Here is an 18,773-nt window from a genome sequence, read left to right as displayed (position 1 = left end):
ACCCGGGCGGAAAAGTAGGACACCGCCGAACACACACACAAGAAATGCCCCCCAACACCCTGGGGGGCATTTCTATTTGACCGGCAAAACCGCTACCTCGAATTCGGGACAAATGAATTGACCGAGCTCATCCAAATCCAACACCGACAGATGCCACCCTAACCTCTATCGATTTTGCGCACACGGTCATCAATCTCGGCGAACCACAAACCCCGACCACAAAACCACGCCGGCGCAGACGGCGGATGCCGGACCGACAGAAAAATTTGCTCGTCGGCGGTTTGCTAGCAAATAAATCGAGTAGCTGACAGCAAACGTGATGAGGCAAAGGTCATATACGAACGGTGCGCTCCGATAGCGCCCGGCGCCGGGCCGTATCCTGGCACGAGGCGTCCTAGCGAAAGGTTCCAGTGGTCGACAACAGAGCAGGTGGCCAGCGTCGCAATCCGCGCGGTAGCGCAGGCGGTGACCGGCAGCAGCCCCGGCAGCGGATGCCACCGCGCGCGTCGGGCCCCAACCGTGCTCGCCGTGCCCAACCCCAGCATGACGCGCCGCCCGAGCGCACCGGTCCACCGCTGCCGGCCGATATCGAGGCCCGGCAACTCGCCCCCGAGGTTCGCCGGGAGCTGACGACGCTGGACCGCAATACCGCCGACGTCGTCGCCCGCCACCTCGTCGCCGCAGGCGAACTTCTCGACGACGACCCCGCCGCCGCACTGGAACACGCTCGCGCGGCCCGGGCCCGCTCGGGCCGGATCCCGGCAGTCCGCGAGGCCGTCGGGATCGCGGCATACCGGTGCGGTGACTGGGCGCAGGCGCTCGCCGAGCTGCGCGCCGCCCGCCGGCTGGGCAGCAAGTCCGCGCTGCTGCCGCTGATCGTCGACTGTGAACGCGGTGTCGGCAGGCCCGAGCGGGCGATCGAGTTGGCCCGCAGCCCGGAAGCCGCCCAGCTCACCGGCGACGACGCCGACGAACTGCGCATCGTGGTAGCCGGCGCCCGCTCCGATTTGGGTCAGCACGACCAGGCCCTTGCCATCCTGTCCACACCCACACTCGATCCGACGCGGACCGGCCCGACGGCCGCCCGTCTGTTCTATGCGTATGCCGAGACGCTGCTCGCCGTCGGCAGGCATGACGAAGCACTGCAGTGGTTCATCAACGCCGCCGCCGCCGACATTGAGGGCGTGACGGACGCCGAAGAGCGGATCACGGAGCTCGCCTGACGTGACAACCCTTGAGCAGGAACACGATTGCTTACTCGTCGACCTCGATGGCACGGTGTTTCGCGGTCACGAACCGACACCGGGCGCGGTCGACACCCTCGCGGCGGTCACCGCGCGCACGCTCTACGTCACCAACAACGCCTCACGCACGCCCGATGAAGTCGCCCAGCACCTGCGCGCAATGGGCTTCGACGCCAAGGGAGAGGACGTCGTCACCAGCGCGCAGAGCGCGGCCCGCCTGCTGGCCGAACGTCTGCCCGCCGGGGCGCGGGTACTCGTCGTCGGCACCGAAGCGCTTGCCGCAGAGGTGAACAACGTCGGGCTCAAACCGGTTCGGCTCTGGGACGACGACCCCGTCGGCGTCGTCCAAGGCCATTCGCCCGAAACCGCATGGCCGCACCTCGCCGAAGCGGCGTTGGCCATCAGGGGCGGCGCCTTCTGGGTGGCCGCCAACATCGACAAGACGCTGCCGTCGGAGCGTGGCCTGCTGCCCGGCAACGGTTCGATGGTCGCCGCGCTGAAGACCGCGACGGACCGGGAGCCGAAGGTCGCGGGCAAGCCGCAGCCCACGCTGCTCAATGATGCGTTGTCGCGCGGCGACTTTCGCTCGCCGCTGGTGATCGGCGACCGGCTGGACACCGACATCGCGGGCGCCAACGCCGCGGGCCTGCCCAGCCTGCTAGTGCTCAGCGGCGTCAGCACCGCAGAAGACGCGGTCCGGGCCGAGGTCGGCGAGCGGCCCAACTACATCGCCGCCGATCTGCGCTCGCTCTACAGCAGCGCCGACACGCTGCGAGTCGGCCCGCACCCGGCGTGGCGGATCGCGATCGGCGCAGACACCGTCACCGTGCACAACACGGGCAGCGAGCCCCGCGACCCGCTGACGGTGGTGCGGGCCCTCGCGAACGCGGTGTGGAACGCCGGCCTCGACGGCAAGGGCTTCACGATCGTGGCCGGTGATTACATCGCCCGCAAAGCGCTGGAGCGGTGGTCACTGCTGACCTCAGCGATCGAGCCGATCGACTAGCGTGAACAGCGACATGAGTACCGAACCCGACGAGATCCGCGCCCGAATCGCGGCGTTGTTGGCCGAGTTGCCCGACATCGAGGGCCCCGGCGCCGACGAGGTCGACATCGACGGTGTCGCCGCCCGGTTGGAGGAGGCGCACGACCTTCTGGTCCAAGCGCTGGAATCGGTCGAAAAGGGTCCGGCGCCGGCAGAGTCCGCGGACGGGTGAGCGCCAGTGACACGGCGCGCTCGTGTTGACGCGGAGCTGGTGCGGCGCGGATTGGCGCGCTCGCGGCAGCAGGCCGCCGAACTGATCGGGGCCGGGCGGGTCAGCATCAACGGCATGCCCGCGGCCAAACCCGCGACGGCCATTCCGGTGACGGCCGCGTTGACGGTCGAATCGGCCGACGAACGCAGCTGGGTGTCGCGTGGCGCCCACAAGCTGATCGGCGCGCTCGACGCCTTCGCCATCACCGTCGACGGCGCCCGCTGCCTCGACGCCGGCGCCTCCACCGGCGGGTTCACCGAAGTCCTGCTGGACCGCGGCGCGCGCGAGGTTGTCGCGGTGGATGTCGGCTATGGGCAACTCGCGTGGTCGCTGCGCTCGAATGACCGGGTCACAGTGCTGGAGCGCACCAACGTGCGGACGTTGACCGTGGAGGCCATCGGCGGGCCGGTCGACCTGGTGGTCGCCGACCTGTCGTTCATCTCGCTGTCGACGGTGTTGCCCGCGCTGGTTGCGTGTGCTTCGGCCGACGCCGATATCGTTCCCATGGTGAAACCACAGTTCGAGGTCGGCAAGGATCGTGTCGGCGCACGCGGGGTGGTCTCCGATCCGTGGCTGCGCGCCGACGCGGTGCTGTCCGTGTCACGGCGGGCCGCCGAACTGGATTGGCACACCGTCGGTGTCACGGCCAGCCCGCTGCCCGGCCCGTCGGGCAATGTCGAATACTTCCTTCACCTGCGCGCCCGAGCCGACAATCCGCTAACGGGCGACGAACTGGAGTGGGCGGTCGAACGCGCCGTCGCCGAGGGGCCGCAATGACACAGGACCGCTCGATTCTCATGGTGGTGCACACCGGTCGCGACGAGGTCACCGAAACCGCTCGGCGGGTGGAAAAGGTGCTCGGCGACAACGGCATTGGCTTGCGGCTGCTGTCCGCGGAGGCGGTCGACCGCGGCTCGGTGCACCTCGCGCCCGACGACATGCGCGCGCTCGGCGTCAACATCGAGGTCGTTGATCCGGATGAACACGCCGCCGAAGGTTGCGAGCTCGTCCTCGTGCTGGGTGGCGACGGAACATTCCTGCGTGGGGCCGAGTTCGCCCGCAATGTCGAGATTCCGGTGCTTGGCGTGAATCTGGGCCGCATCGGCTTCCTCGCCGAAGCCGAAGCCGACCACATCGACTCGGTGCTCGACCGCGTCGTCAAGCGCGACTACCGCGTCGAGGAGCGCATGACGCTCGACGTCGTGGTGCGCGCCGAGGGCCGGATCGTCAACCGGGGTTGGGCGCTCAACGAGGCCAGCCTGGAGAAAGGTCCGCGGCTTGGCGTGCTGGGTGCCGTGCTGGAAGTCGACGGACGGCCGGTGTCGGCGTTCGGCTGCGACGGTGTGTTGGTGGCCACCCCGACCGGATCGACGGCGTGGGCGTTCTCTGCGGGCGGGCCGATACTCTGGCCGGATCTGGAGGCAATCCTGGTGGTGCCCAACAACGCTCACGCGCTGTTCGCCCGGCCGATGGTGACCAGCCCGAACGCCGCCATCGCGATCGAAGTGGAGGCGAGGGGACACGACGCGCTGGTGTTCTGTGACGGGCGACGCGAAATGGTGGTGCCTGCGGGCGGTCGGCTTGAGGTGACCCGCTGCGGTACCCCGGTGAAGTGGGTACGGCTGGACAGCGCACCGTTCACCGACCGCTTGGTGCGGAAGTTCAAGCTGCCGGTCACGGGGTGGCGCGGACAGTAGTGCTCTCCGAGATTCGCATCGAATCGCTGGGCGCGATCAGCACAGCGACGGCCGAGTTCGACCGTGGGCTGACCGTGCTGACCGGGGAGACGGGCACCGGCAAGACGATGGTGGTGACCGGGCTGCATCTGCTCGGCGGCGGACGCGCCGACGCCACCCGTATCCGTTCCGGAGCCGACCGCGCCGTCGTCGAAGGCCGGTTCACCACAACCGAATTGGGCGACGGAGTGGCCGCCCGCATCGACGAGGTCCTCAACGCGTCGGGAGCCGACCGCGACGAAGACGGCAGCGTCATCGCGGCGCGTTCAGTCAGCCGCGACGGCCCGTCGCGCGCCTACCTCGGCGGCCGCAGCGTGCCCGCGAAGTCGTTGAGCACCTTCACCACCGAACTGCTCACGTTGCACGGCCAGAACGATCAACTGCGGCTGATGCGCGGCGACGAACAGCGCGCCGCGCTCGACCGGTTCGCCGACGTCGGTCCGCTTCTGCAGCGCTACCGCACGATCCGCGAGTCGTGGCTGGCCACCCGCCGCGACCTCGCCGAAAGAACGCGTCGGGCAAGGGAGATGGCGCAGGAAGCCGACCGACTGAGGTTCGGCCTCGGTGAAATCGACGCGGTGGATCCCCAACCCGGCGAAGACGACGCGCTCGTTGAGGACATCAGGCGGCTGTCCGAACTCGACGCGCTACGCGAGGCGGCCCACACCGCGCGGGCAGCCCTGTCGGGTGATCTCGACGACGCGGTCGACGGCGATGTCGAGTCCGCGGCGCACAAGGTCGGGCAGGCGAAGTCCGCGCTCGAAGCCACCGACGACACCGCCCTGCGGGTGCTGGGGGAGCGGCTCGGCGAGGCGTTGGCCGTCATCGGCGACGTGTCGACCGAGCTGGCCGATTACCTGAACGAATTGCCCAGTGACGCAAGCACTTTAGAGACCAAACTGGCGCGGCAGAGCGAACTGCGGACACTGACGCGCAAGTACGCTGCCGACATCGACGGCGTGCTCGCCTGGGCCCGCGAGTCGCGGGAACGGCTCGCAGAGCTCGACGTTTCCGAGGAGACGTTGTCCGGCCTGGAACGCCGGGTGGGTGGGCTGGAAGCCGAATTGGTCGCCGCCGCGGGCCAACTCAGCAAGGCGCGGGCGAAGGCGGCCAAGGGCCTGGCCAAAGCCGTGACCGAGGAGCTGGCCGGTTTAGCGATGGCCGACGCGGAGTTCACCGTCAGCGTGTCGCCGCTGGCGGCCCGAGGCGACGACTCCGCGCCCATCACGCTGCCGTCGGGCACGGTGGTGCACGCGGGCTTCGACGGCGCCGACGCCGTCGAGTTCGGTTTCTCGGCGCACCGCGGGACCGACGTCCTGCCGCTGAACAAGAGCGCCTCCGGCGGTGAGCTGTCCCGGGTGATGCTCGCCCTCGAGGTGGTCCTTGCCGCATCGGCCGAGGGCACGACGATGGTGTTCGACGAGGTCGACGCCGGCGTCGGCGGGCGCGCCGCGGTCCAGATCGGCAGGCGCCTGGCGCGGCTGGCGCGCACGCACCAGGTCATCGTCGTGACGCACCTGCCTCAGGTGGCCGCCTACGCCGACATCCATCTCGTCGTGGACAGCACGGGCCCGAAGAAGACCAGTCGCGTCCGTCGTCTCGACGACGAGGACAGGGTCGCCGAGCTGGCGCGCATGCTGGCCGGCCTCGGCGACTCCGACAGCGGCAGGGCGCACGCCCGCGAGCTGCTCAAGGCCGCGCAGGAGGACCGCGCGCAGGTCTCCTGAGCTGTGGCAGATGTGACAAAAGCGCACTTGTGAGGCTGCTGTTACGGCGCGCCTCCACCTCTACTTGAGGGTTGGCCGACAGAATCGCCCCATGAAGATGTCAGCGCTGCTATCCCGTAATGCCAGCCCACGCCCGGGCATCACCGGCACTGCCCGCGTAGACCGCGACATCGATCGGCTGCTGCAACGTGTCGGACCCGGCGACATCGTGGTGATCGACGCGCTCGACCTGGACCGCATCACCGCAGACGCGCTCGTCGAAGCCAACATCGCCGCGGTGATCAACGCGTCACCGTCGATCTCGGGCCGATACCCCAACCTGGGCCCCGAGGTGCTGGTGAACAACGGCATCGCCCTGATCGACGAGACCGGCCCCGAGGTGTTCAAACGCGTCAAGGACGGCGCGCGCATCCGGCTCTACGAGGGCGGGGTGTACTCCGGCGACCGCAGGCTGGCCTACGGCAACGAGCGCAGCTACCACGAGATCCACGAGATGATGCACGAGGCCAAGAGCGGACTCGTCGCCCACCTGGAGGCCTTCGCAGGCAACACGATCGAGTTCATCCGCAGCGAGAGCCCGCTGCTCATCGACGGCATCGGCATTCCCGATATCGACGTCGACCTGCACCGCCGCCATGTCGTGGTGGTCGCCGAGGAGCCCAACGCCGCCGACGACCTGAAGGCCCTCAAGCCGTTCATCAAGGAGTACCAACCGGTGCTCGTCGGCGTCGGCACCGGTGCGGACGTGCTGCGCAAGGCGGGCTATCGGCCACAACTGATCGTCGGCGACCCGGAGCGCATGAGCGCCGAGGTGTTGCGCAGCGGCGCGCAGGTGGTGCTGCCCGCCGACGCCGACGGCCATGCGGCGGGGCTGGAGCGCATTCAGGACCTCGGGGTGGGGGCGATGACGTTCCCGGCCGCGGGATCGCCCGCCGACCTCGCGCTGCTGCTGGCCGATCATCACGGCGCCGCGCTGATCGTCACCGCGGGCCACACCGCAACGATCGAGGAGTTCTTCGACCGGTCCCGTCAGCACAGCAACCCGTCGACGTTCCTGACCCGACTCAAGGTGGGGCAGAAGCTGGTCGACGCCAAGGCGGTGGCCACCCTGTACCGAAGCCGCGTCTCCGGCGGTGCGATCGCGCTGCTGGTGTTGGCCATGCTGGTCGCCGTGATCGTCGCGCTCTGGGTGTCGCGGGCCGACGCCACGGTGATCGACTGGGTGGTCGACTACTGGAACCGGTTCTCGCTGTGGGTTCAAAGCTGGGTCACGTAGGGGCGTGTCCAGGTGATTTCCCTTCGCGCACATGCGATCTCGCTTGCCGCCGTGTTCATCGCGCTCGCCCTCGGGGTGGCGCTGGGCTCCGGGCTGCTGTCGAACACGGTGCTGTCAGGTCTGCGTGACGACAAGCGGGACCTTCAGCACCAGATCGACGGGCTGACGCAGGAGAAGAACGCGCTCAACGAGAAGTTGAACGCCGCGGGCGATTTCGACGCCCAGATGTCGACGCGGATTCTGCGCGGCGCGATGGCCGACAAGTCCGTCGTCATGTTCCGCACCCCGGACGCCCAGGACAACGACGTCGAGGCGGTGGCGCGAATGGTCGAGCAGGCCGGCGGCGCCGTCACCGGGACGGTGTCGCTGACCGCCGAATTCGTCGACGCGAACTCCTCGGAGAAGCTGCTGTCGGTGGTGAACTCGCCGATCGTGCCCGCCGGCGCCCAACTCAGCACCAAGTCCGTCGACCAGGGCTCGCAGGCCGGCGACCTGCTGGGCATCACGCTGCTGATCAACAAGGATCCCAAGGTTCCTCCCGTCGACGACCAGCAGCGTGACACCGTGCTCACCGCCCTGCGTGAGACGGGCTTCATCACCTACGGGGCCGAGCGCATCGGCGCGGCCAACTCCGCGATCATCGTCACAGGCGGCGCCCTCGGCGACGATGCGGGGAACAAGGGTTCCACCGTCGCCCGCTTCGCGGCCGGGCTGGCGCCACACGGCTCTGGCACCGTGCTCGCGGGCCGTGACGGCTGTGCCTCCGGTACCGCCGCGGTGGCCGTGACGAGGTCGGATCCGGCGCTGACCGCCGCCGTCAGCTCGGTCGACGACGTCGACACCGCCTCGGGCCGCATCACGACGGTGTTGGCGCTGCAGGATCTGGTGGGCGGCGCGCGGCCCGGTCAGTACGGGACGGGGCAGGGTGCGACGTCGGTGACCGTGCCGCAATAGCGGGCCCCGACGGCGCGTCAGCGACGCCTTGTCGGGTCCGGTGTTAATGTGGAGTTCCGTGGGTCGGCAGGCCCCAAGCTAGGGAAATCCCTAGAAATGTATGCCCTGCCCGTCGTCACGGAGGTTGCTCTTGCCAGCGCTACGCAAGCACCCGCAAACCGCCACCAAGCACCTTTTCGTCAGTGGCGGCGTGGTTTCTTCGCTGGGCAAGGGCCTCACCGCTTCAAGTCTCGGGCAACTGCTCACCGCGCGCGGCCTGCAAGTCACGATGCAGAAGCTCGACCCCTACCTCAACGTCGACCCGGGCACCATGAACCCGTTCCAGCACGGAGAGGTCTTCGTCACCGAGGACGGCGCCGAAACCGATCTCGACGTCGGCCATTACGAGCGCTTCCTGGACCGCAACCTGTCCGGTTCGGCGAATGTGACGACGGGCCAGGTGTATTCGACGGTGATCGCCAAGGAGCGCCGCGGCGAGTATCTCGGCGACACCGTTCAGGTCATCCCGCACATCACCGACGAGATCAAGCGCCGCATCCTGGAGATGGCCGCGCCGGACAAGGACGGCCGCCGCCCCGACATCGTCATCACCGAAATCGGCGGCACGGTGGGCGATATCGAGTCGCTGCCGTTCCTGGAGGCCGCGCGCCAGGTGCGTCACGAGGTGGGCCGCGAGAACTGCTTCTTTCTGCATTGCTCGCTGGTGCCGTACATGGCGCCGTCGGGCGAGTTGAAGACCAAGCCCACTCAGCATTCCGTGGCCGCGCTGCGCAGCATCGGTATCACGCCGGACGCGCTGATCCTGCGCTGTGACCGCGACGTGCCCGAACCGTTGAAGAACAAGATCGCGCTGATGTGCGACGTCGACATCGACGGCGTGATCTCCACTCCCGATGCGCCGTCGATCTACGACATCCCCAAGGTGCTGCACCGTGAAGAACTCGACGCCTACGTGGTGCGGCGGCTGAATCTGCCGTTCCGCGACGTCGACTGGACGCAGTGGAACGACCTGCTGCAGCGTGTGCACGAGCCCCACGAGACGGTGCGAATCGCGTTGGTGGGCAAGTACATTGACCTGTCCGACGCCTACCTCTCGGTGGCCGAGGCGCTGCGCGCGGGGGGATTCAAACACCGCGCCAAAGTGGAGATGCGGTGGGTGGCCTCCGACGACTGCGAAACCGACAGCGGCGCCGCGGCCGTGCTCGAGGACGTGCACGCGGTGCTGATCCCCGGCGGGTTCGGGATCCGAGGCATCGAGGGCAAGATCGGCGCGATTCACTACGCACGCAAGCGCGGCCTGCCCGTGCTGGGCCTGTGCCTCGGGCTGCAGTGCATCGTGATCGAGGCGGCGCGATCGGTCGGCATCACCGAAGCCAACTCCGCCGAGTTCGATCCCGGCACGCCCGACCCGGTCATCTCCACGATGGCCGACCAGCGTGACGCCGTCGCCGGCGACGCCGATCTCGGCGGCACCATGCGTCTGGGCGCCTATCCCGCCGTCCTCGAGCCGGGATCCATTGTGGCGCAAGCGTATGGCACCACCGAGGTGTCCGAGCGGCATCGGCACCGCTACGAGGTCAACAACGCCTACCGCGACCGCATCGCCGAAAGCGGGTTGCGGTTCTCCGGCACGTCGCCCGACGGGCACCTGGTGGAGTTCGTCGAATACGACCCCGCGGTCCATCCGTTCATCGTCGGCACCCAGGCCCATCCGGAGTTGAAGAGCCGTCCCACCCGGCCGCATCCCCTGTTCGTGGCGTTCGTCGGCGCGGCGCTGGATTACAAGGCCGCCGAGCGCCTGCCGGTGGAGATCCCTGAGCACCGCGCCAACGGGGCCAACCCGGAGAGCATGGAGCAGTTGCTCGGGGACCGGGAAACCTCTGACGTCCGTGGCTAAACACGATTTCGAGGTCGTCGACTCCGAAACGCTTTACGTCGGAAACATTTTCGCGTTGCGGGCCGATGAGGTGCGCATGCCCGGCGGCAACACCGCCAGACGCGAAGTCGTCGAACACTACGGCGCGGTCGCCGTTTTGGCCATAGATCGCGATGACAACATCGTCATGGTCTACCAGTACCGGCACCCCGTCGGCCGACGGTTGTGGGAGCTACCCGCGGGGCTGCTGGACATGGGTGGCGAACCGCCGCACCTCACCGCCGCGCGGGAACTGAAGGAGGAGGCCGGGCTGTCCGCGCAGAACTGGCGGGTGCTGGTCGATCTGGTCAGCGCCCCAGGGTTCAGCGACGAAAGCGTGCGGGTGTATCTGGCCACCGACCTGTCCGACGTCGGTCGACCCGACGCCCACGACGAAGAAGCCGATATGGTGGTGCGCTGGTTCCCGCTCGAGGAGGCGGTGCGGATGGCGCTGCGCGGCGAGATCGTCAACACCATCGCCGTCAGCGGCATCCTGGCCGCGCGGGCGGTGCGCCGCGACTTCGATTCGCTGCGCACCGTCGACGCCGAGTGGATCGACCGGCCGACCGCGTTCCCGAGTCGCAAGGCACGGTCATGACGACGTTCCGCCCGGCCCTCGAAGACCAGCTTCAGGGGTATCTGGACCACCTGACGATCGAGCGCGGCGTCGCCACCAACACGTTGAACTCCTATCGGCGTGATCTACGGCGCTACGTCGAACACCTGACGACGCGCGGCATCGACGACCTCAGCAAGGTCACCGAGGCCGACGTCAGCGACTTCCTCAGCGCCCTGCGCCGCGGCGATGCCGACACCGGGATCGCGCCGCTGTCGGCGGTGTCGGCCGCGCGGGCGGTCATCGCCGTGCGGGGTTTTCACCGGTTCGCCGCGGCGGAGGGCCTCACCGAACTCGACGTGGCCCGCGCGGTCAAACCGCCGACGCCGAGCAGGCGGCTGCCCAAGAGCCTGACCATCGACGAGGTGCTGGCGCTGTTGGAGGGCGCGGGCGGCGACAGCGAGGCCGACGGACCGCTGACACTGCGCAACCGGGCCCTGCTGGAGTTGTTGTATTCGACCGGCGCGCGGATCTCCGAGGCGGTCGGCCTCGACGTCGACGACATCGACACCCAGAACCGTTCGGTGCTGTTGCGCGGCAAGGGCGGTAAGCAGCGGCTGGTGCCGATCGGGCGGCCTGCGGTGACGGCGCTGGACGCCTATTTCGTGCGGGGCCGCCCCGCGTTGGCCCGCCGCGGCAAGGGCACACCGGCCATTTTCCTCAACGCGCGCGGCGGCCGGCTGTCGCGCCAGAGCGCATGGCAGGTGCTGCAGGACGCCGCCGAACGGGCCGGGATCACCGCCGCGGTGTCGCCGCACACGCTGCGGCACTCCTTCGCGACCCACCTGCTCGACGGCGGCGCCGACGTCCGCGTGGTGCAGGAGTTGCTCGGCCATGCATCGGTGACGACGACGCAGATCTACACCTTGGTCACGGTGAACGCGCTGCGAGAGGTGTGGGCGGGCGCGCATCCGCGGGCGCGCTGAGCAGTCAGCCGCCCAGATACTCCGACTCCAGCACCAGATCGCGCAGCAGCGACTGGTACTCGACGTGGGTCTTGTGCTCGACGGTGTTCCACAGCTGGCCCTGCTGCTCACGCATGTACCGCCGGTAGTCCGGGGCGCCGGGCACACCGACGTTGTCGGCGACCACGATCGACCCGCGGTGCAGCCAGCCGCGGCCGAGGATGGCCTGCAGGTCGCTCAGATAGGCGTTCTTGTCGTGGTCGATGAACAGCAGATCGACCGCTCCGGAGTCGAAGCCGTGTCGGGCGGCCAGAGCGTCGAGGGTGGCACCGCCGTCGCCGATGGTTCCGACCACGCAGGTGATGCGGTCGTCGACACCGGCGTGCGCCCAGATCCGCCGGGCGATCTCGGCGTTGGCGGCGGCGAATTCGACGGAGACCACCTTGGCGGCGGGCGTGGTCCTGGCGATGCGCATCGCGCTGTAGCCGCAGTAGGTGCCCAGTTCGAGCACCACCATCGGGTCCGCGCGGCGCACGGCGGCGTCGAGCAGCTCGCCCTTCTCGTCGCCGACGTTGACCAGCATCGCCTTCTGCGTCGCGAACGTGTCGACGGCGGCCAGCACGTCGTCCAGGTCGCCGCGCCGCGCATTGGCCTCGACGTAGGCCGCGCAGGCTTCCTCGCGGCCGTCGCCGATCTGTCCCGTCTTGACAAAGCGACGCATCCCCAGCCCGAGCCGCCACACCGAGGGGCGGAGAAACGGCAACCGCCGCGTCACGCTCATGCCGAAAGCCTAAGCGGGCAGATGACCGAAAGGGTCCGCGCGTTGCCCGCGGGTCTGCCCGTTCCGGCCGGATATGCCCGTTAAACTTGCCCGGATGTTCGCCACGGCCCGCTGTGAAACCACCGGTGAGGGTGGGGCATGAGTGAGGACGGCAGCGGCTCCGGTCCGCCCGTCCAGGCCGGGGATCCGCCCGTCCAGACCGGGCTCACCGGTCGCCCACCGCGGCCGATTCCCGAGCCCAAACCGAAGACCGTGCACGGGCCCGCGAAGGTCATCGCGATGTGCAACCAGAAGGGCGGCGTCGGTAAGACCACGTCGACGATCAATCTGGGTGCCAGCCTCGCCGAGTACGGGCGCCGGGTTCTGCTGGTCGACCTCGATCCGCAGGGCGCGTTGTCGGCGGGCCTCGGTGTGCCGCACTACGAGCTGGACCACACCGTGCACAACCTGCTGGTCGAGCCGCGGGTGTCGATCGACGACGTGCTGATCCACACCAGGGTCAAGAACATGGACCTGGTGCCCAGCAACATCGACCTGTCGGCGGCTGAGATCCAGCTGGTCAGCGAGGTGGGCCGGGAGCAGGCGCTGGCCCGCGCGCTGCACCCGGTGCTGGACCGCTACGACTACGTGCTGATCGACTGTCAGCCGTCGCTCGGCCTGCTCACCGTCAACGGGCTGGCCTGCTCCGACGGCGTCATCATCCCGACCGAGTGCGAGTACTTCTCGCTGCGCGGGCTGGCGTTGCTGACCGATACCGTCGAGAAGGTGCACGACCGGCTGAACCCCAGGCTGAGCATCAGTGGCATCCTGATTACTCGATATGACCCTCGTACCGTCAACGCCCGCGAAGTGATGGCACGCGTCCTGGAGAGGTTCGGTGACCTGGTGTTCGACACCGTGATCACCCGCACCGTGCGCTTCCCGGAAACCAGTGTCGCGGGCGAGCCGATCACCACGTGGGCGCCGAAATCCGGTGGCGCGCAATCGTATCGCGCGTTAGCCCGTGAGGTCATCGACCGGTTCGGTTCGTGAACACCGAGACACCACCCGCTGAGTCGCAGCAGTCGGGCTTCCAGGTTCGGCTGAGCAATTTCGAGGGCCCGTTCGACCTGCTGCTGCAGCTGATCTTCGCGCACCGGCTCGACGTCACCGAGGTCGCGCTGCACCAGGTCACCGACGATTTCATCGCCTACACCAAGGCGATCGGCCCCCAGCTGTCGCTGGATGAGACGACGGCCTTCCTGGTGGTGGCGGCGACGCTGCTGGACCTCAAGGCCGCGCGACTGTTGCCTGCCGGCGAGGTGCACGACGAAGAGGACCTGGCCCTGCTCGAGGTACGCGACCTGCTGTTCGCGCGGCTTTTGCAGTACCGGGCGTTCAAGCATGTCGCCGAGATGTTCGCCGAGCTGGAGGCCGCCGCGCTGCGCAGCTATCCGCGGGCGGTGTCGCTGGAGGAGCGCTACGAGAACCTGCTGCCGGAAGTGATGCTGGGCGTCGACGCGCAGCTGTTCGCCGAGATCGCGGCCAGCGCGTTCCGGCCGCGGCCGGTGCCCACGGTGGCCACCGAGCACCTGCACGAGGTGGTCGTGTCGGTTCCGGAGCAGGCCGAACAGCTGCTGGCCGAGCTGCAGCGCCGCGGGCCGGGGCAGTGGGCCACGTTCTCCGAGCTGGTGGCCGACTGCCGCGAGCCGATCTTGATCGTGGGACGCTTCCTGGCGCTGCTCGAACTGTATCGGGCCCGCGCGGTAGCATTTGATCAATCAGAACCGCTTGGTGTGCTCCAGGTTTCGTGGACCGGAGATCGGCCATCCAGCGAGGAAATCGAGGAAATCGAAGCCACTGAGGCGGTGGAAGAGCCACACGATGACTGACGAATTCTCCGAACCGACCGACCCGGTCGACGGCGAGGTCGCCGACGGCGTCAACGGGGCCAATGGCGCCGATGGGGCTGATGGGCTCAATGCGCTCAATGGTGAGGCCCCCGACCTGGACCACCTCGGCATCGATGTCGCCGAGCCTCCGGAAATGGAGGACGCCGAACTCGCGGCGGTGCTGGAGGCGCTGCTGCTGGTGGTCGACACCCCGGTGACCGCCGACGCGCTGGCCGCGGCGATCGAGCAGCCCGCCTACCGCGTGGCGGCCAAGCTGCAGGCGATGGCGGAGGAGCTGGCGGCGCGGCAGAGCGGCATCGATCTGCGTGAGGCGGGCGGCGGGTGGCGCATGTACACCAGGGCGCAGTACGCGCCGTACGTGGAGCGGCTGCTGCTCGACGGCGCCCGCAGCAAGTTGACCCGCGCCGCACTCGAGACGCTGGCCGTGGTGGCCTATCGCCAGCCGGTGACGCGCGCCAGGGTCAGCGCCGTGCGCGGCGTCAACGTCGACGCGGTGATGCGAACGCTGTTGGCGCGCGGCCTGATTACCGAGGCGGGCACCGATCCCGATTCCGGCGCAACGACTTTCGCGACGACGGAGCTGTTTTTGGAACGGCTGGGACTGTCGTCGCTGAGCGACCTGCCCGACATCGCGCCGCTGCTGCCGGACGTCGACGTCATCGACGACCTGAGCGAAAACCTGGACGAGGACCCGCGGTTCGCCAAGCTTGGTACCCCGCAGGAAAGCGGCGAGCAGCCGATGTCCTTCGACGTGGATAAAGACTGACATGGCGGATTCACACGAGGGCGTGCGTCTGCAGAAAGTGTTGTCGCAGGCCGGAGTTGCCTCACGACGCGTCGCCGAGAAGATGATCCTCGACGGGCGCGTCGAGGTCGACGACAAGGTGGTGACCGAACTCGGCACCCGCGTCAACCCCGACGTGTCGGTGATCCGTGTCGACGGCGCCAGGGTGATGGTCGACGACACCCTGGTGCATCTGGCGGTGAACAAGCCGCGCGGCATGCACTCGACCATGTCCGACGACCGCGGCCGTCCCTGCATCGGCGATCTCGTCGAACACCGTGTGCGCGGCAACAAAAAGCTCTTCCACGTCGGCCGGCTGGACGCCGACACCGAGGGTCTGATGTTGTTGACCAATGACGGCGAACTGGCGCACCGACTGATGCACCCGTCCTACGAGGTGCCCAAGACCTATCTCGCCACGGTGGCCGGTTCGGTGCCGCGCGGCCTGGGCCGCAAGCTGCGCGCCGGAATCGACCTGGACGACGGCCCCGCGCGTGTCGACGACTTCGCGGTGGTGGACGCGGTGCCGGGCAAGACGATGGTGCGGGTCACCCTGCACGAGGGCCGCAAACGGATCGTGCGCCGGTTGCTGGCCGCCGTCGGCTATCCGGTGCTGGACTTGGTGCGCACCGAGATCGGGGAGGTGTCGCTGGGGGACCAGCGGCCCAACAGCATTCGCCCGCTCAACCGCAAGGAAGTCGGTGCTCTGTACAAGGCGGTCGGCCTGTGAGTGACGCGTTGGTGATCGCGGTTGACGGACCCGCGGGAACCGGAAAATCCTCAGTGTCAAGGGGTTTGGCGCGGGCACTGGGCGCCCGCTATCTCGACACGGGTGCGATGTACCGGATCGTGACGCTTGCGGTGTTGCGCGCCGGCGTCGACCCCGACGACACCCCGGCCGTCGAGAAGGCCGCCGAGAACGTGCCGCTGTCGGTCGGCGACGACCCGGACGAGGACCGCGCTTACCTTGACGCCGAAGACGTGTCGGCGGAGATCCGCGGCGAGGCGGTCACCAAGGCGGTGTCGGCCGTGTCGGCCGTTCCCGCCGTGCGGGCCCGCCTGGTGGGCTTGCAGCGCGAACTGGCGGCCGGGCCCGGCAGCGTCGTCGTCGAGGGACGCGACATCGGCACCGTGGTGCTGCCCGACGCCGACGTGAAGATCTTCCTGACGGCGTCGGCGGAGGAACGCGCGCGGCGGCGCAACGAGCAGAACATCGCCAAGGATCTCGGTGACGACTACGACGCGGTGCTGGCCGACGTGAAGCGCCGCGACCATCTCGACTCCACCAGGGCGGTGTCGCCGCTGCGCGCCGCCGAGGACGCACTCGTCGTCGACACCAGCGACATGACAGAGGCTGAGGTCGTCGCCCACCTGGTGGAACTCGTCGAGCAGCGTGCGGGTGCGCGGCGATGAGCGATGGCACCTGGGTCGACGAAAGTGACTGGCAGCTAGCCGATGTTGAGGCGGGCGACGAGTTCGACGAGTCCGTCGAAACTGGGCCGCCGCCCGTCGTCGCGGTGGTGGGGCGGCCCAACGTCGGCAAGTCCACGTTGGTCAACCGCATCCTCGGCCGCCGCGAGGCCGTGGTGCAGGACGTTCCCGGCGTGACCCGTGATCGGGTGTCCTACGACGCCAGCTGGGTGGGCCGCCGGTTCGTCGTGCAGGACACCGGCGGCTGGGAACCCGACGCCAAGGGCCTGCAACAGCTGGTCGCCGAGCAGGCATCGGTGGCGATGCGCACCGCCGACGCGATCATCCTGGTCGTCGACGCGGTGGTCGGCGCGACGGCCGGCGACGAGGCCGCCGCGCGGATACTGCGTCGGTCGGGCAAGCCGGTGTTTTTGGCGGCCAACAAGGTTGACACCGAACGCGGGGAGGCCGACGCCGCGGCGCTGTGGTCACTGGGGCTGGGGGAGCCGCACCCGATCAGCGCGATGCACGGCCGCGGGGTGGCCGATCTGCTCGACGAGGTCGTCGCGGCCCTGCCCGCGGTGTCCGAGATCGGCGGCGGCGGCGGAGGCGGCCCGCGCCGGGTGGCGCTGGTGGGCAAGCCGAACGTCGGCAAGAGCTCGCTGCTGAACAAGCTGGCCGGCGACGAGCGGGCCGTCGTGCACGACGAGGCGGGCACCACCGTCGACCCGGTCGACTCGCTGATCGAACTGGGCGGCAAGACTTGGCGTTTCGTCGACACGGCGGGTCTGCGCCGCAAGGTGCACCAAGCCAGGGGACACGAGTTCTACGCGTCGGTGCGCACGCACGGCGCGATCGACGCCGCTGAGGTGGTCATCGTGTTGATCGACGCGTCACAGCCGTTGACCGAGCAGGACCAGCGGGTGCTGTCGATGGTCATCGAGGCGGGCCGGGCGCTGGTGCTGGCCTTCAACAAGTGGGACCTCGTCGACGAGGACCGGCGCTACGACCTGGGCCGCGAGATCGAACGCGAACTGGCGCAGGTGCAGTGGGCGCCGCGGGTCAACATCTCGGCCAAGACCGGGCGCGCGGTGCAGAAGCTCGTGCCCGCGCTGGAGACCTCGCTGGCGTCGTGGGACACCCGGATTCCGACCGGCCGGCTGAACACCTTCCTCAAGGAGGTGGTGGCCGCGACGCCGCCGCCCGTGCGTGGAGGAAAGCAGCCGCGGATCCTGTTCGCCACCCAGGCCACCACGCGGCCGCCGACATTTGTGTTGTTTACCACAGGTTTTCTGGAAGCGGGATATCGCCGATTCCTGGAACGTCGATTACGTGAGACTTTCGGATTCGAAGGCAGTCCGGTGCGGATCAACGTGCGGGTGCGAGAAAAGCGGGGCGCGCGCTCTCGATAGGTTGGCCTAGTGCCCGTCTTCGACATGGTCCTCATCGCGTTGGCGGGGGCAGCGGCTGGAGCCATCAACAGCTTGGTCGGATCGGGCACACTCGTCACCTTCCCCACACTGGTAGCGCTGGGCTATCCGCCGGTCGTGTCGACGATGTCCAACGCCATCGGGCTCGTCGCCGGCGGCGTCTCGGGCACGTGGGGCTACCGCCGCGAGTTGAAGGGTCAACGCAACCGGCTCCTGTGGCAGATGCCCGCCTCGCTCATCGGTGCGCTGCTGGGCGCGTGGCTGCTCTTGCACCTGCCGGAGAAGGTGTTCACCGAAGTGGTGCCGGTGCTGTTGATCCTCGCGCTGCTCCTGGTGGTCGCCGGGCCGAAGATTCAGGACTGGGCGCGCAGGCGGGCCGAGGCGGCCGGGAAATCGGCCGACCACGTGTCGCCGCGGCGGATGGTGGCGCTGGTGTTCGGCACGTTCGCCGTGGGTGTGTACGGCGGCTATTTCACCGCCGCGCAGGGGATCCTGCTGATGGGCGTGATGGGCGCGCTGCTGCCCGAGGACATGCAGCGGATGAATGCGGCGAAGAACCTGCTGTCGCTGGTGGTAAACGTCGTCGCGGCCGCGGCGTACATCATCGTCGCGTTCGACCGGATCAGCTGGCCGGCGGCCGGGTTGATCGCGCTCGGCTCGTTGATCGGCGGCTGGCTGGGCGCGCACTACGGGCGGCGGCTGCCGCCGAATGTGCTGCGCGCGTTCATCGTCGTCGTCGGGTTGATCGGGCTGTACCGGCTGCTGACCATCTAGGAGCCTGCTGAATTAGTGGCTTTGGGGGCGGGGTGCCTCAAAGCGCTCTGTGGCGCGTGTGTTCAGTCAGACC

At 68.6% G+C, this 18,773-nt stretch carries 19 protein-coding genes; 18 read left to right on the top strand and 1 reads right to left on the bottom strand.

The window, feature by feature from the left end; all coding sequences use genetic code 11:
• Window positions 1-491: 491 nt before the first annotated feature.
• The 11 genes from CQY20_RS29735 (at window position 492) to xerD (ending at window position 11,650) form a co-directional block, all read left to right on the top strand.
• Complete coding sequence (locus CQY20_RS29735; RefSeq protein ID WP_097944293.1) at window positions 492-1,223, top strand: tetratricopeptide repeat protein; 732 nt, start codon at window positions 492-494, stop codon at window positions 1,221-1,223.
• Between the two features lies 1 nt (window position 1,224).
• A complete protein-coding gene (locus CQY20_RS29730) occupies window positions 1,225-2,250 on the top strand; it encodes an HAD-IIA family hydrolase (protein WP_097944291.1) in 1,026 nt (341 codons plus the stop codon).
• 13 nt (window positions 2,251-2,263) lie between these two features.
• Window positions 2,264-2,461, top strand: coding sequence for a hypothetical protein (locus CQY20_RS29725; RefSeq protein WP_097944297.1), 198 nt, complete (start codon window positions 2,264-2,266; stop codon window positions 2,459-2,461).
• Window positions 2,462-2,467: 6 nt separating this feature from the next.
• Window positions 2,468-3,277, top strand: coding sequence for a TlyA family RNA methyltransferase (locus CQY20_RS29720; protein ID WP_097944289.1), 810 nt, complete (start codon window positions 2,468-2,470; stop codon window positions 3,275-3,277).
• Complete coding sequence (locus CQY20_RS29715) at window positions 3,274-4,197, top strand: NAD kinase (RefSeq protein ID WP_097944287.1); 924 nt, start codon at window positions 3,274-3,276, stop codon at window positions 4,195-4,197. The genes CQY20_RS29720 and CQY20_RS29715 overlap by 4 nt, the downstream gene beginning before the upstream one ends.
• A complete protein-coding gene (gene recN / locus CQY20_RS29710; protein ID WP_097944285.1) occupies window positions 4,197-5,963 on the top strand; it encodes a DNA repair protein RecN in 1,767 nt (588 codons plus the stop codon). The genes CQY20_RS29715 and recN overlap by 1 nt, the downstream gene beginning before the upstream one ends.
• Window positions 5,964-6,054: 91 nt before the next feature.
• Window positions 6,055-7,239, top strand: coding sequence for a putative cytokinetic ring protein SteA (steA, locus tag CQY20_RS29705; RefSeq protein WP_097944283.1), 1,185 nt, complete (start codon window positions 6,055-6,057; stop codon window positions 7,237-7,239).
• 12 nt (window positions 7,240-7,251) lie between these two features.
• Entirely contained in the window at window positions 7,252-8,193 is a 942-nt protein-coding gene (locus CQY20_RS29700) for a copper transporter (protein WP_097944281.1), read from the top strand.
• A 130-nt stretch (window positions 8,194-8,323) separates the two neighbouring features.
• Window positions 8,324-10,090: a CTP synthase gene (locus CQY20_RS29695; RefSeq protein WP_097944279.1), complete on the top strand. Its 1,767-nt coding sequence runs from the start codon at window positions 8,324-8,326 to the stop codon at window positions 10,088-10,090.
• Window positions 10,083-10,706: an NUDIX domain-containing protein gene (locus tag CQY20_RS29690; RefSeq protein WP_097944277.1), complete on the top strand. Its 624-nt coding sequence runs from the start codon at window positions 10,083-10,085 to the stop codon at window positions 10,704-10,706. The genes CQY20_RS29695 and CQY20_RS29690 overlap by 8 nt, the downstream gene beginning before the upstream one ends.
• The gene (xerD, locus tag CQY20_RS29685; RefSeq protein WP_097944295.1) at window positions 10,703-11,650 is read left to right on the top strand and encodes a site-specific tyrosine recombinase XerD; all 948 of its coding nucleotides are present in this window, start codon (window positions 10,703-10,705) and stop codon (window positions 11,648-11,650) included. Before CQY20_RS29690 ends, xerD begins: the two co-directional genes overlap by 4 nt.
• Window positions 11,651-11,654: 4 nt before the next feature.
• Here the strand turns inward: xerD and CQY20_RS29680 are convergent, their stop codons facing one another.
• Window positions 11,655-12,410 carry an O-methyltransferase gene (locus tag CQY20_RS29680; protein ID WP_097944275.1) on the bottom strand — a complete coding sequence of 252 codons (756 nt, stop codon included), beginning with the start codon at window positions 12,408-12,410 and terminating at the stop codon, window positions 11,655-11,657.
• Between the two features lie 138 nt (window positions 12,411-12,548).
• Here CQY20_RS29680 and CQY20_RS29675 point away from each other — a divergent pair, with 138 nt between their 5' ends.
• The 7 genes from CQY20_RS29675 (at window position 12,549) to CQY20_RS29645 (ending at window position 18,700) form a co-directional block, all read left to right on the top strand.
• Window positions 12,549-13,442, top strand: a complete 894-nt coding sequence (locus CQY20_RS29675) for a ParA family protein (protein ID WP_097944273.1) — start codon at window positions 12,549-12,551, stop codon at window positions 13,440-13,442.
• On the top strand, window positions 13,439-14,281 hold the full coding sequence (locus CQY20_RS29670) for a segregation/condensation protein A (protein WP_097944271.1): 843 nt from the start codon (window positions 13,439-13,441) through the stop codon (window positions 14,279-14,281). Before CQY20_RS29675 ends, CQY20_RS29670 begins: the two co-directional genes overlap by 4 nt.
• Window positions 14,282-14,435: 154 nt before the next feature.
• A complete protein-coding gene (scpB, locus tag CQY20_RS29665) occupies window positions 14,436-15,068 on the top strand; it encodes an SMC-Scp complex subunit ScpB (protein ID WP_234816478.1) in 633 nt (210 codons plus the stop codon).
• A 1-nt stretch (window position 15,069) separates the two neighbouring features.
• On the top strand, window positions 15,070-15,816 hold the full coding sequence (locus CQY20_RS29660; protein ID WP_097944267.1) for a pseudouridine synthase: 747 nt from the start codon (window positions 15,070-15,072) through the stop codon (window positions 15,814-15,816).
• Window positions 15,813-16,499, top strand: coding sequence for a (d)CMP kinase (gene cmk, locus CQY20_RS29655; protein ID WP_097944265.1), 687 nt, complete (start codon window positions 15,813-15,815; stop codon window positions 16,497-16,499). The genes CQY20_RS29660 and cmk overlap by 4 nt, the downstream gene beginning before the upstream one ends.
• A complete protein-coding gene (der, locus tag CQY20_RS29650; protein WP_097944263.1) occupies window positions 16,496-17,908 on the top strand; it encodes a ribosome biogenesis GTPase Der in 1,413 nt (470 codons plus the stop codon). The genes cmk and der overlap by 4 nt, the downstream gene beginning before the upstream one ends.
• Window positions 17,909-17,932: 24 nt before the next feature.
• Window positions 17,933-18,700 carry a sulfite exporter TauE/SafE family protein gene (locus CQY20_RS29645; RefSeq protein WP_371871075.1) on the top strand — a complete coding sequence of 256 codons (768 nt, stop codon included), beginning with the start codon at window positions 17,933-17,935 and terminating at the stop codon, window positions 18,698-18,700.
• Window positions 18,701-18,773: the final 73 nt, after the last annotated feature.

Source organism: Mycolicibacterium agri (assembly GCF_002553505.1).
Lineage (GTDB): Bacteria > Actinomycetota > Actinomycetes > Mycobacteriales > Mycobacteriaceae > Mycobacterium > Mycobacterium agri.
The sequence above is the reverse complement of the archived record's forward strand: the minus strand, read 5'-3'. Positions and strand labels throughout refer to the sequence as shown.

Coding starts and splice junctions, on each gene's coding strand:
- xerD (WP_097944295.1), top strand. CDS start 10,703: ATGACGACGTTCCGCCCGGCCCTCGAAGACCAGCTTCAGGGGTATCTG.
- CQY20_RS29680 (WP_097944275.1), bottom strand. CDS start 12,410: ATGAGCGTGACGCGGCGGTTGCCGTTTCTCCGCCCCTCGGTGTGGCGG.
- CQY20_RS29675 (WP_097944273.1), top strand. CDS start 12,549: ATGAGTGAGGACGGCAGCGGCTCCGGTCCGCCCGTCCAGGCCGGGGAT.
- scpB (WP_234816478.1), top strand. CDS start 14,436: ATGGAGGACGCCGAACTCGCGGCGGTGCTGGAGGCGCTGCTGCTGGTG.
- CQY20_RS29725 (WP_097944297.1), top strand. CDS start 2,264: ATGAGTACCGAACCCGACGAGATCCGCGCCCGAATCGCGGCGTTGTTG.
- der (WP_097944263.1), top strand. CDS start 16,496: ATGAGCGATGGCACCTGGGTCGACGAAAGTGACTGGCAGCTAGCCGAT.
- CQY20_RS29645 (WP_371871075.1), top strand. CDS start 17,933: ATGGTCCTCATCGCGTTGGCGGGGGCAGCGGCTGGAGCCATCAACAGC.
- CQY20_RS29715 (WP_097944287.1), top strand. CDS start 3,274: ATGACACAGGACCGCTCGATTCTCATGGTGGTGCACACCGGTCGCGAC.
- CQY20_RS29735 (WP_097944293.1), top strand. CDS start 492: ATGCCACCGCGCGCGTCGGGCCCCAACCGTGCTCGCCGTGCCCAACCC.
- steA (WP_097944283.1), top strand. CDS start 6,055: ATGAAGATGTCAGCGCTGCTATCCCGTAATGCCAGCCCACGCCCGGGC.
- CQY20_RS29660 (WP_097944267.1), top strand. CDS start 15,070: ATGGCGGATTCACACGAGGGCGTGCGTCTGCAGAAAGTGTTGTCGCAG.